This window comes from Aureibaculum sp. 2308TA14-22 (assembly GCF_040538665.1).
Classification (GTDB): domain Bacteria; phylum Bacteroidota; class Bacteroidia; order Flavobacteriales; family Flavobacteriaceae; genus Aureibaculum.
In genome coordinates, this window is record NZ_JBEWXT010000001.1 from 1,299,849 (window position 1) to 1,313,859 (window position 14,011).

The 14,011-nt window shown below is 32.6% G+C and carries 9 protein-coding genes; 6 read left to right on the forward strand and 3 right to left on the reverse strand.

Annotation, left to right across the window (positions count from 1 at the left end):
- The 3 genes from U5A88_RS05710 to U5A88_RS05720 all read right to left on the reverse strand — a co-directional run bounded on the left by U5A88_RS05710 (position 1) and on the right by U5A88_RS05720 (position 5,084).
- On the reverse strand, positions 1 to 1,509 hold the full coding sequence (locus U5A88_RS05710) for a DUF1501 domain-containing protein (protein ID WP_354204570.1): 1,509 nt from the start codon (positions 1,507 to 1,509) through the stop codon (positions 1 to 3).
- A gap of 1 nt (position 1,510) precedes the next feature.
- The gene (locus U5A88_RS05715) at positions 1,511 to 4,246 is read right to left on the reverse strand and encodes a PSD1 and planctomycete cytochrome C domain-containing protein (RefSeq protein WP_354204572.1); all 2,736 of its coding nucleotides are present in this window, start codon (positions 4,244 to 4,246) and stop codon (positions 1,511 to 1,513) included.
- Positions 4,247 to 4,307: 61 nt separating this feature from the next.
- Positions 4,308 to 5,084, reverse strand: a complete 777-nt coding sequence (locus tag U5A88_RS05720; RefSeq protein ID WP_354204574.1) for an O-methyltransferase — start codon at positions 5,082 to 5,084, stop codon at positions 4,308 to 4,310.
- Between the two features lie 75 nt (positions 5,085 to 5,159).
- Here U5A88_RS05720 and U5A88_RS05725 point away from each other — a divergent pair, with 75 nt between their 5' ends.
- From U5A88_RS05725 to U5A88_RS05750, 6 genes are all read left to right on the forward strand, one after another.
- Positions 5,160 to 5,951 carry a polysaccharide biosynthesis/export family protein gene (locus tag U5A88_RS05725; RefSeq protein ID WP_354204576.1) on the forward strand — a complete coding sequence of 264 codons (792 nt, stop codon included), beginning with the start codon at positions 5,160 to 5,162 and terminating at the stop codon, positions 5,949 to 5,951.
- 6 nt (positions 5,952 to 5,957) lie between these two features.
- Positions 5,958 to 8,402, forward strand: a complete 2,445-nt coding sequence (locus U5A88_RS05730; protein ID WP_354204578.1) for a GumC family protein — start codon at positions 5,958 to 5,960, stop codon at positions 8,400 to 8,402.
- 162 nt (positions 8,403 to 8,564) lie between these two features.
- The gene (locus U5A88_RS05735) at positions 8,565 to 9,866 is read left to right on the forward strand and encodes a nucleotide sugar dehydrogenase (RefSeq protein ID WP_354204580.1); all 1,302 of its coding nucleotides are present in this window, start codon (positions 8,565 to 8,567) and stop codon (positions 9,864 to 9,866) included.
- Between the two features lie 9 nt (positions 9,867 to 9,875).
- A complete protein-coding gene (locus U5A88_RS05740) occupies positions 9,876 to 10,916 on the forward strand; it encodes an NAD-dependent epimerase/dehydratase family protein (RefSeq protein ID WP_354204582.1) in 1,041 nt (346 codons plus the stop codon).
- A 292-nt stretch (positions 10,917 to 11,208) separates the two neighbouring features.
- Positions 11,209 to 12,261, forward strand: coding sequence for a glycosyltransferase family protein (locus U5A88_RS05745; protein ID WP_354204584.1), 1,053 nt, complete (start codon positions 11,209 to 11,211; stop codon positions 12,259 to 12,261).
- Complete coding sequence (locus U5A88_RS05750; protein ID WP_354204586.1) at positions 12,262 to 14,007, forward strand: nucleotide sugar dehydrogenase; 1,746 nt, start codon at positions 12,262 to 12,264, stop codon at positions 14,005 to 14,007.
- Positions 14,008 to 14,011 lie beyond the last annotated feature (4 nt).

The following is a 14,011-nucleotide window of genomic DNA, read 5'->3' on the forward strand; positions in this document are numbered from 1 at the left end:
TTAAGCTAGTATTTCATTAATAATGTTTCCTTCAACATCTGTTAGTCTGAATGGTCTCCCTTGAAAATCAAATGTAAATTCTTCATGGTTAAAGCCCAATAAATGTAAAATTGTAGCGTGTACATCATGTACAGAAACTTTTCCGTTGACAGCATTAAAGCCTATCTCGTCAGTTTCACCATGTACAGCTCCATTTTTAATACCACCACCGGCCATCCACATGGTAAAGGCATCTCCGTGATGATCCCTGCCCTTAAATCCCATTTCTTTACCTTCTCTGTTTTCTTGCATAGGTGTTCTACCAAATTCACCACCCCAAACAATTAAAGTTTCGTCTAAAAGTCCCCGCTGTTTTAAATCGAGAATTAATGCGGTCATGGGTCTGTCAATATCCTTACATTTATTTCTGAGTCCTAAGTCCACTGCGGTTTGATGATTTGTACCATGACTGTCCCATCCCCAATCAAATAACTGAACAAAACGTACGCCGTCTTCCACTAACTTTCTGGCTAATAGACAATTGTTTGCAAATGATTCTTTACCCGGCTGTACACCATACATTTCCTTAATGTTTTCAGGTTCGTTTTCAATATTCATAACTTCGGGTACAGCAATTTGCATTCTGTAAGCCATTTCATATTGATTGATTCTAGCCAGTATTTCAGGATCACCATATTTTGAATATTCTTCTTTGTTTATGGTGTTAATAGCATCAATAGTTTCTTTTTTAAGATTTCTGGAAATTCCTTTAGGGTCTTCAATATACAACACCGGATCTCCTTTTGATCTACATTGAACACCTTGATATACCGAAGGTAAAAAACCGCTTCCCCAAACACTTTTTCCAGCACTGGGTTGTTTTCCGCCAGAGGTTAATACAACAAATCCTGGTAAATTTTGGTTCTCAGAACCCAAGCCATAAGTTACCCAAGAACCCAAACTTGGTCTTCCTAATCGTGGTCCACCCGTATGCATAAACAATTGAGCGGGTCCGTGATTGAACTGATCGGTATGGACGGCTTTTAAAAAGGCAACATCATCCACAACATTTTTAAAATGGGGTAAAAAATCAGAGACCCAGTTGCCCGATTCACCTTCTAGCTTGAAATTTGCTTGTGGCCCCAATAATTTTGGTTTCCCTCTAATAAAGGCAAATTTTTTGCCTTGAAGTAAGGAGTCTGGACATAATTGATTATGTAATTTAGCCAAGGTAGGTTTGTAATCGAACATTTCCAATTGTGACGGAGAACCTGCCATATGTAAATAAATAATAGACTTTACTTTTGGAGCGAAAGGAGGCGGTAAAGTAGCCAACGGATTTAAGTCTCTTTCAGAAAATGCGGTTGTTGTTGTATTTGTTTTTTTTGCAAATGGATCACATCCCATAAAAATAGAACTCAATGCCAAACCACCGATACCCGTAGCACATTGTTTTATAAAATGCCTACGAGTCTTCGCTTGTACATTGCGTTCAAGCTTTTCTTTTATTAATCGTTCTAGCTTATCCATTTTATGCTTTAGTTAAAAATTCATCTAAATTCATAATAGCATTGGCAACCAATGTTAAGGCCGCTAAATTGGCTGACGGTTTTTCTTCTAAATGCAAAAATGATTTTATGGAATTTTCATCTTTATTAAATTCAGAAAATGCAGTTTGATATAGTTGTATTAAGGTTTCTAGTTTTTCTTCAGTAATTTCAGAATAGGTAGCTTTTTTATAACCAAAAGCAATGTTTTCTTCAATAGTATTATCGGTTTGTTGCATTTTTTTTGCGAAATAATAAGCAGCTTCTAGATAAACAGGATCATTTAAGGTGACCAAAGCTTGTAAGGGCGTATTGGTTACCGTTCTTCTGATTGTACAAACCTCTCTACTTCCTGCATCAAAAGTCAAAAAAGAAGGGTAGGGGCTAGTGCGTTTTATATAGGTGTAAACTCCTCTACGGTACTTGTCTTCTCCGTCACTTTCTCGCCATGTTTGACCACTATATACGGTCTGCCAAACACCATCTGGCTGTGGTGGCATTACACTTGGTCCATACATTTTGTTACTCAACAGACCAGATACAAACAATGCTTGATCGCGAATTTGCTCTGCACTTAAACGTTGTCTTGGTCCGCGAGCATAAAATTCATTTTCTGGATCTAATTGGTATTGCTCACTAGTTGTTTCAGAACTTTGTCTGTAGGTACCAGACATCACAATTTCTTTAATTAAAGATTTTATGCTCCAATTGTGTTCATTCATAAAACGTAATGCCAACCAATCCAATAATTTTGGATGCGATGGAGGTTCAGATTGCGAACCAATATCCTCAACCGTAGAGACCAATCCTCTACCAAAAAGTTGATGCCAAACCCTATTTACTAAAGTTCTGGCGGTTAACGGATTTTTTTTATCAACAATCCATTTAGATAATCCCAATCTGTTATTTTCCCAAGTATTGTTCCAAGCATTTAACGAAGCGGGTACGCCAGTTTCGACCGTATCTCCTTTTAAGAGCCAGTTCCCCCTTTCAAAAACCTGCGTAGTTCGTTTCATGTAATCAGGGTTTTCAATAGTAATTGGCAGGATTTCGGTATTAGTATTGAGCAATTCCAAAAAATCTGCTTCAATAGCTTTATATCCAATCTTGTTTTCGCCTGGAATGTCCGGAATAAAAGCTAACCATCGTATAAAACTTGTGTTGACTTGTTTGGCAATACCATTATTAGTGGCTTCAAAATACAGACTTACTTTTCCATCTACTTTTTTAAATGGAATTTTTCTAATACTATTACCATTGGTTTTGTTAATTTTAAATTCAGATAATATTTCTCCATTTTTATTGTCTTTTCGTATCCGCATTGTAGTTCCGTCAATACCCGACCAATAGTTTAAATACGTAAAACTCGCATTTTGCGTGTAGATGTTTTCCATTTTACAAGAACCGCCGTCCCACAAGGCAAGCCATTTGGTATCTGCCAGTTCGCCATTGTTAAAATCTTTTGCTAAATGAGCTTGATAGATGGGTTGATTGTACAATAAGAAATTATTATAAAGCTCAGCAAGCTCTTCATTTCCATTAGTTTTAACCCAATTGATAATTTTTTCTATCTTTTGTTGTTGTTCGTCATTGTAAAACTTTAATGTGGGTTCTTCCCCAGGCGTATCGGCATCCATAGTATTGTCAAAAAATGCCATTAGCTGATAGTATTCTTTGTGCTTAAAGGGATCGTAAGGATGGCTATGGCATTGTACACAGCCCATGGTAGTACTTTGCCAAACTTCAAAAGTAGTATTTACACGGTCAATAACGGATGCTACCCTAAATTCTTCATCTTCAGTCCCACCCTCGTCATTATTCATTGTGTTTCTATGAAAAGCTGTTGCTATTAGTTGATCTGTAGATGGTTCTGGCAATAAATCGCCTGCTAATTGTTCAATGGTAAATTGATTATAAGGCATATCATTATTAAAGGCTTTTATAACCCAATCTCTATATTTATGCATGGTCCTGCCGTTGTCTTTTTCATAACCTTTAGAGTCGGCAAAACGAGCCATATCCAACCACCAACTAGCCCATTTTTCACCAAAAGCAGGTTTGGCAAGTAAACTATCTACAATGGTTTCATAAGAAATAGTGCCTTTTATAAATTGTTCAACATGATTATCTGAAGGAGGCAAACCAATAAGGTCTAAAGCCACTCTACGAGCGATGGTATTTTTCTCGGCAAAACCATTAGGTTGTAGATTTTCACTTTTTAGTTTGTTAAGAATAAAATTGTCAATGCTATTAATAGCAAATGAGTTGTTGTTGGATGAAAGTCCGGCGTTGTGCACTATATTAGGGACTTCTACTTTTTCAGGCAATGAATAAGCCCAATGTTCTCCCCAATTAGCTCCTTCATTTATCCATTGGGTAAGCAATTCAATTTCTTTGTCCGTCAGTTTAGGTTTTTTATAAGGCATCCTTAATTCAGGATTATCCTCATGTAATCTTTTAATCAGCTCACTACCAGAAGCATTGCCTTTGATAATAGCTGGCCTACCAGATTCCGTATTAGCAAATGCTTCTTCTTCAAATAAAAGACTAAAACCTGCATTTTTTTTAACGCCGCCATGACAAGTAATACAGTTTTTGTTTAAAATAGGTTTTATATCTCTACTAAAATCTACTGTTTTGGTGGATTTTGAACAACTTATAAAAAAGATAACTAAAAAAGTTAATCCAACTTTTAATAATGAAGAAAGTTTCTTTAACATAAAAAATTGTATTGCATACCTACTGTGAAGCTATAAAACTACAATTTTTTTAGAAATGATGTTAAATCCTGATGATAAAATGCTCTTTTTCCTGTTCTTCTCTAAAAAAAACGATTCCCCAATAAAATGTATCTATGCTAACGGTAACTTTAGGGTGATTTTTTATGAATTGCCATGCTTCTTGCATCCCTTTGCTCCAATAAATATCATCAAATATAAAAATAGAACCATTACTTATATGGTTTAAGCATTGCTCAAAATAATCAATCGTAGCCTGTTTTTGATGATTGCCATCAAAATAGATTAAATCAAAAGTTTGATTTTTTAAAACTTCAGATAAAGTTTCATTAAAATTACCAACAATTACATGAATATTGTTTAACTCAAATTTTTCAAAACTATCTTTAGCAATCTTGGCCGTATTTGGGCATCCCTCTAAAGTAGTAATCGTATTTTTTAGATTACCAAGACGCATTGCGGCAGTTGATATGCCCAAAGAGGTTCCAATTTCTAAACTATTTTTTACATTAAAATAGGAAACTATTCTTCCCAATAATTTTGCTCTCTTGTTGGTGATTCCAGCATTTTTGGCAATAGCAGCAACTTTTCGTTTCTTTGGTTGTAACGATTTTGAACCCGCACCAAAATCTTCTACTGAAATAATACTATTATTTTTAAACAATGAAAGCCTGTAATTTTCTAATTTTTGATACCAATTATTATTATTTTTATCATAAAAACACTCCGTTACAAGCCTATACACAAAAGGGGAGTGTACACCATGCTGATTTGTTGATTCTTTTAAAAATTTTAAATAAGATTTAATTTGGAATAGCATGTTTATATTTTAAAGTGCAAAATTAAGGATAATAGAGATTTTAAAATTATATTTGCCGACAAGTTAAAAATTATAATGTTGCGTAAAGTTTTAATAATAATAAGTTTAGGTTTACTTATAAGTTCTTGTATCCCTAAAAAAGAATTGACCTATTTTCAAGGCAACCCTTCTTCTAACAAAGAAATCTATAAAATACTAAATGAGCCTTACAAACTTCAGGTTAACGATATTCTGGATATAAAAATTAAAGCACATGATGAAACTTTGGTATCCTTGTTTAATCAATCGGAAAACCAAAATAATGGAAATAACAATCAAATTAGTTCTGAACAGTTTTATATTAATGGATATACCATTAATCGTCATGGTAATATTAGAATACCCTATGTTGGAGAATTAAATGTGTTAGGATATACGGAAAAAGAGGTGCGCGAAAAAATTGAAGTAGAATTGGGTAAGTTCTTTCAGAAGATGGATGATATATTTATTACAGTTAAATTGGCGGGAATTCGATTTACAGTCATAGGTGAAGTTGGTAATCCAGGTACATTGGCATTATTTCAAAATCAAGTAAACATAGTTGAGGCTATTGCAAATGCGGGCGATATACTTATAACTGGGAATAGAAAAAATGTACGTATTATAAGAAAACATATTGACGGAACTAAAAAACTGACCATTGATTTAACCAACGTTTCTGCTTTTAATTCGGATGCTTTTTATATCCAATCCAATGATATTATTTATGTAGAACCGCTAAAGCAAAAATCATGGGGAACTGGTACCACTGGTGCCCAAACCTTTGCCACTTTAGTTTCAGTATTATCTTTAATCACTACTACCATCTTATTAGTTAGAAATTTGTAATTGAGAATGAAACAACTTGACAAGTTTGATATTAACGAGTTAAAAAGCTTTGATATTAAGGAGTATATCTTCAAAGTACTTTCGCATTGGAAGCTGTTTTTAACTATATTGTTTTTAGGATTATTGGTTGCTTTTTATGTTAATATGAGAAAGCAACGTATTTACAGCTTAGATAGTATTATAACTGTCAAAGAAGAACAAAATCCGTTGTTTACTTCAAGTACCAGCTTAACATTTAATTGGGGCGGCCCAAGTGATAAAGTAGAGAATATTATAACCATTTTGCAATCACGAACCCACAATGAAAAAGTGGTTAAAAAACTGGAATACTATATCAATTATTTAAAAGATGGTAGGTTCAGAAAAGAAGATGTTTATGGAAAAGTACCATTTTCAATTTCAATAGATTCGCTGAGCTATCAAATCTTAAATACCCCGATAAAATTAGAGTTTTTAGAAAATAAAGAAGTAATTGTTTCAGCTGATTTTGAAGATGAAGATTTAACATTGATAAATTACCATAACAACACTAAAGAGATTTATAATACGGATAAAACCTCTTTTTCTAAAACCTTTGAAACAAATGATTTAATAAAAACTCCTTTTTCTGAATTTAAAATAATACCTAAAAGATTAACTTCTGATTTATCCAACTCAACATATTACATTCTATTTTCTGATTTTAATGCCACGGTAAAGAGTTATCAAAGCTTAAAGGTTGATAGTAAAAAGGAAGGTACTTCGATCATAGAATTGGCATTGACTGGAGCTAATAAAAAGAAAATTGAAGACTATATAAATGCCTCGGTAGATGTTTTAAAAGAAGATCAGAAAAGGCAAAAAATTGAATATGCTACCAAAACCAAAAAATATATTGATACCGTTTTTAATGATGCAGCTCTAAATCTAAAGAAAATTGAAGAAGACCTTGGGAACTTCAAACAAAAAAGTGGTGTTTATGATTTGAGTTCTCAAGGACAAACACTCTTAGAAGGAGTTACCGAACTGGATAAGCAACAACAAGAGGTCAACGAAAGATTAGAGTATTATGAGAGCTTAGAAAACTATATTACTACTAACGAAAACATAGGGCAAGACATTCCCGCACCATTAAATGTAGGTATTGAGGATGGAAATATTGCCAAAAACATTGTGGAGTTGGTAGAATTGTCTAAGCAAAAGAAGAGTTTGGAGCAAACGGTTACTCCCGATTATCCTCCTTTAAAAAATATTAATGATAATATTGATATTACCAGAAAAGTAGTATTAGAAAATCTCTCCAACTTAAAAAGTCAAACAATTATCAATTTAAATAATATTAAAAGAAGGATTGGTACTTATAGTTCTAGATTAAATACATTACCCAAAAAAGAACAGGGCTTAATTAAATTTCAGCGAAATTACAATTTAACAGCTGCTAATTACGAATATTTAAAACAAAAACAATACGAAGCTGGTACAGCCATTGCAGCAAATGTTTCAGATGTTAAAGTGTTAGATAAGGCAAAAGATGTGGGACAAGGACCAATTAGCCCAAATACAATGTTTAATTATTTGATTGGAGCTATTTTAGGTTTAGGTTTACCGTTTATTTATATTTTAATTAAAGAAGCCCTTAATAATAGAATAATTACTGTTGAAGAGATTGAAAAAGCATATAAAATTCCTGTATTAGGCGTTGTTGGTAGTGGAAAAATAAAAAGTTATTTAGCGGTTTTTGATAAACCAAAATCCTCTTTAGCTGAGTCTTTTAGAGCATTGCGATCAAACGTTCAGTTCTTGTTTAAAAAAGGAAGTAAATCTAAGACTATAGTAGTTACCTCTTCCATAAGCGGAGAAGGTAAGACATTATGTTCTATTAATATGGCTTCTGTTTTTGCAATGAGCGATAAAAAAACCATTTTAATCGGATTGGACTTAAGAAAACCTAAACTGCATGACGATTTTAATGTAAGCAACGAAATAGGTGTTGTTAATTATTTGATTGGTCAAAAAGAACTTGGCCAAGTTATACAAACTACTCGAATACCCAATTTAGATATTATTACTTCAGGACCTATTCCCCCAAACCCATCGGAGCTGTTGATAAGTGATCAAACAGAGGATATGATGTTGTATTTAAAAGAAAACTATGATTATATAATTATTGATACCCCTCCAGTTGGCTTAGTTGCCGATGCAATAGAGCTATTTAAGTATTCTGATGCTATCATGTATATTATCAGACAGGATTATACTCAACGGGGCATGCCTAAAATGATAGATGAAAAATACAAGAATGGAGAAGTTAAAAATATTAGTTATGTACTTAACGATTTTAAAATAAAAGACAGATATGGCTATGGCTATGGCTATGGTTATGGTTATGGTTATGGGGGTTACGGAAAGTATAATAATGGATATCACACAAATGAAAAGCTTCCTTGGCTGAAAAGGTTGTTTAAAAAGTAATTTTTAACAATCATAAACGTTAGGTTTCTAAAATAAATTATAAATTGAAATACAGGAGTACTATTTTAAAAGATTACCATGTCAGCTTAAAATAATAATTTTTAACTATTCATGCATATTGTCTTATCCTCCTTGTAATGAAAACTGAGAATAAAAAAATATATGAGAGAAACAAAAATAGCAATTATAGGTTTAGGTTATGTGGGTTTGCCGTTAGCCGTTGAGTTTGCTAAGAAATATCAGGTAGTAGGTTTTGATATCAACAACAAAAGAATAAAAGAGCTAAGAGAGAATAATGATTTTACATTAGAAACCTCTTCAGAAGAATTGGAAGACGTAAATGTTTCTTCATTAGGAGATTTGAAAAGTTCGGATACAGGACTTTGGCTGACGGACAAATTATCGGATATTGAATTAGCCAATTTTTATGTAGTTACTGTTCCCACTCCTGTAGATAAAAGTAATAGACCAGATTTGACACCATTATATAAAGCAAGTGAAACTGTTGGTAATGTCCTGTCTAAAGGTGATGTAGTAGTTTACGAATCTACAGTATTCCCTGGTGCCACTGAAGACGAATGTATTCCTATTTTAGAAAAAGTGTCAGGTTTAACCTATAATGAAGACTTTTATGCAGGTTATTCTCCCGAAAGAATAAACCCAGGAGATAAATTGCACACGGTAACCAAAATCTTAAAGGTTACTTCAGGTTCAACACCAGAAATTGCCGAATATATTGATGAAGTGTACCAATCGGTTATTGTGGCAGGAACTCACTTGGCACCTTCTATAAAGGTAGCTGAGGCTGCTAAGGTTATTGAAAACTCGCAGCGTGATATCAATATTGCATTTGTTAATGAATTGTCAAAAATATTCCGGTTGATGGGTATAGACACTTTAGAGGTTTTAGAAGCAGCTGGAACAAAATGGAATTTTTTACCGTTTAGACCAGGATTAGTAGGTGGGCATTGTATAGGTGTTGATCCTTATTATTTAGCTCAAAAAGCGATGGAATTGGGCTACAATCCTGAAATTATATTGGCTGGTAGAAGGTTAAATGACAGTATGGGACCCTTTGTAGCTCAAGAGTCCGTTAAAATGATGATAAAAGAAGGAATACCGATTAAAGGCTCAAACGTTTTGGTATTGGGTATTACGTTTAAAGAAGATTGCCCAGATATTAGAAATTCTAGAGCTATAGACATTGTTAGAGAATTGGAATCTTTTGAAGTTAATATAGATGTTTATGACGCTTGGGCAACTGCTGAAGAAGTAAAACACGAATATGGAATCGATTTAATTTGTAATGAAAGTGATATTAAGAAAAAATATGACGGTGTGGTTATTGCTGTTTCTCATAAAGAATTTAAAACTTTAAATATTAAAGAGTTATGTGCTGATAATCATATTATTTTTGATGTAAAAGCAACATTACCAAAAGAAAAATCACATAGTAGATTGTAAATAAAATTTATGGAAAAGGTACTAGTAACAGGAGCGGCGGGATTCATTGGTTACCACTTATCAAAATTACTAACTAAAAATAATTATCAAGTTATTGGTATTGATAATATTAACGATTATTACGATCAAAATTTAAAATACGCTAGGTTAGCCGATTTAGGAATAGAAAAGTCCAAAATTTCAGACAACAACCCTGTTGAGGGTGATATTACTTTTATAAAATTAGATTTACAAGACAAACAAAACTTATTACAACTTTTTAAAGAAGAACAGTTTGACTATGTTGTAAACTTAGCTGCACAAGCGGGTGTACGGTATTCTATAGAAAATCCGCAAACATATATTGATAATAATATCACAGGCTTTTTAAATATTTTAGAAGGATGTAGAAATTATCCGGTCAAGCATTTAGTATATGCTTCGTCTAGTTCAGTGTATGGATTGAGCGAGGAAATTCCTTTTTCCGTTGATAGTCATACTGATCACCCCATAGCCATTTATGCTGCAAGTAAAAAAGCGAATGAAATGATGGCTCATTCTTATTCACATTTATTTGGTATTCCTAGTACCGGATTACGTTTTTTTACTGTTTATGGACCTATGGGAAGACCCGATATGGCGTTATATCTATTTACCAAAGCGATTGTAAATGATGAGGAATTTGATGTTTACAACTATGGTGATATGAGCAGAGACTTTACTTATGTTGCAGATATTGTAGAGAGTATAAAGAGGTTAATCCCTTTGGCACCACAAAAAAATAACCCTAATTTTGATCCTAAAAAACCAATACCATCTTCAAGCACGGCACCGTATCAACTCTTTAATATTGGAAATAATAGCCCTGTTCAGTTGATGGACTTTGTTAGAGGAATTGAAAAATCATTGAATAAAAAAGGTAAGATTAATTTAAAACCCATTCAACCTGGTGATGTACCCGCTACATATGCAGATGTGCAGAGCCTGTTTGATTATATTGATTTTAAACCGGCTACACCAATACAAGTAGGAATTGATGCTTTTGTGACAAAGTATTTGGAAATGAATTAGGATTAAATAGTTTAATATTGTTAATATATTGTTAATTACGTATTTGTAATTGCCCAATATTCTTTCATAATTTCAACTTTAATCATTTATCTTTATTTTTTGATAACTTTACTAACATTTTCATTTTAAAGTTGGTATTGCTTTGATTTTCAGTAAATTATAATTATCTCAGTTCTTAACTATTAATGTGTATTGATAGTAACTGGTCTAATTTTTGTTCTTTTTTTTGGGACTTACAGTAGCGGACCGTAAAATAGATGTTATAATTACTGATAGGGATATAAATTAACTAATGAAAACAGTATCATTTTTTATTTGCAGTAATGGCTTTGGACATTTTAAGCGATGTGCTCGAATTGCCTCTCATTTAGTCAGCCAGAATGATAAGGTAAAAATAAATTTTATTTGTCCGTCTAAACCATTGATAATTTTGGCGAAATGGAATGTTGTAACCTTTATTTTAAACCATCCAAGAATATGCATAATAGAAGGTGCTAGAAATATTGAACTATTAAAAGATGGTAAGTTTTATATAGAAAAGAACTATTTTAAAAATATAAATAATGAGATTACTAATTTATCTAATGTTATTATTTCAGACAATTTAAGTTCTATTTTGGAAATTAAGAATAATGCCATTTTAATGGGATCTTTCCTATGGTCAGAAATTTTAAAACACCAGTTTCCTAAAGACAGAAATATAGAGAAATTTCATGATAGCGAATTGGAAGTATTGAAGCGATATAATCCTGTTATGATAGGACTTAATGATATGGCGATGCCTTATGTAAAAAAATATACTGATTTTATAGGAACCTCGTGGATAGTTGATAAAAAACTAATGACGCCTAAAAGAGCTTCCGTAAAGAACATTTTGATAATGGGAGGGGGAACCGGCATAATTGATGACACCTTATTAAAAATGATTAATAAATTGCGTAAAAGTACCAATTATAGCATATTTGTTTCCAATCAATTATATAGAAATTTGGATGCAAAAAATGATAATTGTATACTTTTCGACTTTGATGAACATAGTTTTTTAACAATTGATTTGATGATTTGCAGACCAGGAATAGGATCTTTGACAGATGCTATAACATACGGAATTCCTGTTTTTGGAATTGGAGAGCCATCTAATTTTGAAATGGAATTTAATTTAAAGAAAATAGAAGAATTAAATTTCGGAATGGATATTTCCAATTTTAATAATGGTATAGATGAGCTTATTGAAAGTATTATTTTAAATGGTACTTATGCTTCATTTTGTAAATCGCTAGGACAAACAAATAAAAATGGAATACAAGAAATAATAGATTTCTTAACTTTAAAATACAATTTATAAATGAATTATGATGTAAGCCAATATTTGATTTATGAAAATCAAACAATTAAAGATGTTTTGAAAATTTTTCAAAATACAGCAGACAGTGGTTTGCCAGCTGGAATTGCAATTTTATCGGACAAAAGTAATAAAGTCATAGGTTGCGTTACTGAAGGTGACGTAAGGAGAGGTTTAATTCAAGGTAAAAACCTAAATGATAAAATAGATGAAATTGCGGTAAAAAACCCAATTTGCTTTAATGAAAATTATTCGTATAAAGATATTATAGAAAAAATACCACAAGAATTAAGTTTACGGGGAAGAAAAAGTAAAAAGTATTTAGATAAAATCATTGTAACTAATAATGACAATGAACTGGTCAAGATTATTGGATACCATGAGTTATGGGAACAGAAAGTGGCCACACATAGACATGTGGTCGTTTTAGGATTAGGATATGTGGGCTTAACCTTAGCCTTGGTATTGGCAGAAGAAGGCTTTTTTATAACGGGTGTGGATACGGATACTAACAAAATTAAAAAACTCAACAAAAAAGACTCTTATGTTATTGAAAAAGGACTTCCAGAAATTTTAAAGGAACAATTGGGCAAAAATTTCCATCCTTCCGTTACTATTCCAGAAGAGGGTGATGTATATGTTATCTCCGTGGGTACTCCTGTAGTGGTTGTGGGCTCAGATAAAAATCCAACACCAATTTTAGATTTTATAGAAACTATTTCAAAAGAAGTTGGTAAAAAATTAAAGCCAGGAAATCTTGTCATTTTAAGATCAACAGTTCCTACGGGAACTTCAAGAAATGTTGTGGGACCCCTTTTAGAAAAACATTCTGGTTTAATTTGCGGTAAAGATTTTCATTTGGCTTTTGCACCTGAAAGAACTGCAGAAGGTAAAGCACTTAAAGAATTAAGAGAATTGCCACAAATTATTGGAGGTGTTAATGAAGAATCAGTAGAGTCAACTGCCGCATTGTTTAGAGAATTAACCCCGACAATAATAAGGGTAAGTTCATTGGAAACGGCAGAAATGGCAAAATTGATTAACAATAGCTTCCGTGATCTAGTTTTTGCCTATTCAAACTACGTAACCCAAATTGCCTCACATTTTAATATTGATATTGTTGAGATTATTAAGGCGGCAAATCAAGGATATCCTAGAGATACCGTACCTTTACCAAGCCCTGGGGTTGGCGGACCTTGCTTAACCAAAGATCCATATATTTTTTCAACAGTAGCTGAAAAGGTATTAAACGGAAACACATCATTATTCAATGAAGGTCGCTATATCAATGAAAACATGCACGAACATATTGCCATTAGAGTAATTAATGAATTGAAAAATCTTAAGAAAGATATAAAAAAGTGTAAAATTTTGGTATGTGGATTGGCGTTTAAGGGAAAACCCGAAACAGGCGATGTTAGAAATTCTTCGGCAGTAGAAATCTATAATTTATTGAGTAAATTGAGCACTAATATTTCAGGACATGACCCGGTTGCCTTAACCGATGAAATTAAAGAGGTTGGCGTAAACCCAATAGATTTTGAAAAAGGTATAAATGATGCCGATGTTGTTTTGTTTTTAAATAATAACGATTTTTACGAAAAGCTGAATATTTTTAACGTTGTAAGAAAAATGAACAAGAATCCGATTATTGTGGATGGTTGGAGTCTTTATCGGGCAGACGAAATTATTAGTGTTAAACCAAGTGTTTATATGAGTTTAAGCCAGATTAAAAGTTCAATAATATAGTAGT

Bases quoted from the DNA above. Each gene is read 5' to 3' on its own strand.
- U5A88_RS05710 (WP_354204570.1), bottom strand. From the start codon at position 1,509: ATGGATAAGCTAGAACGATTAATAAAAGAAAAGCTTGAACGCAATGTA.
- U5A88_RS05715 (WP_354204572.1), bottom strand. From the start codon at position 4,246: ATGTTAAAGAAACTTTCTTCATTATTAAAAGTTGGATTAACTTTTTTA.
- U5A88_RS05720 (WP_354204574.1), bottom strand. From the start codon at position 5,084: ATGCTATTCCAAATTAAATCTTATTTAAAATTTTTAAAAGAATCAACA.
- U5A88_RS05725 (WP_354204576.1), top strand. From the start codon at position 5,160: ATGTTGCGTAAAGTTTTAATAATAATAAGTTTAGGTTTACTTATAAGT.
- U5A88_RS05730 (WP_354204578.1), top strand. From the start codon at position 5,958: ATGAAACAACTTGACAAGTTTGATATTAACGAGTTAAAAAGCTTTGAT.
- U5A88_RS05735 (WP_354204580.1), top strand. From the start codon at position 8,565: ATGAGAGAAACAAAAATAGCAATTATAGGTTTAGGTTATGTGGGTTTG.
- U5A88_RS05740 (WP_354204582.1), top strand. From the start codon at position 9,876: ATGGAAAAGGTACTAGTAACAGGAGCGGCGGGATTCATTGGTTACCAC.
- U5A88_RS05745 (WP_354204584.1), top strand. From the start codon at position 11,209: ATGAAAACAGTATCATTTTTTATTTGCAGTAATGGCTTTGGACATTTT.
- U5A88_RS05750 (WP_354204586.1), top strand. From the start codon at position 12,262: ATGAATTATGATGTAAGCCAATATTTGATTTATGAAAATCAAACAATT.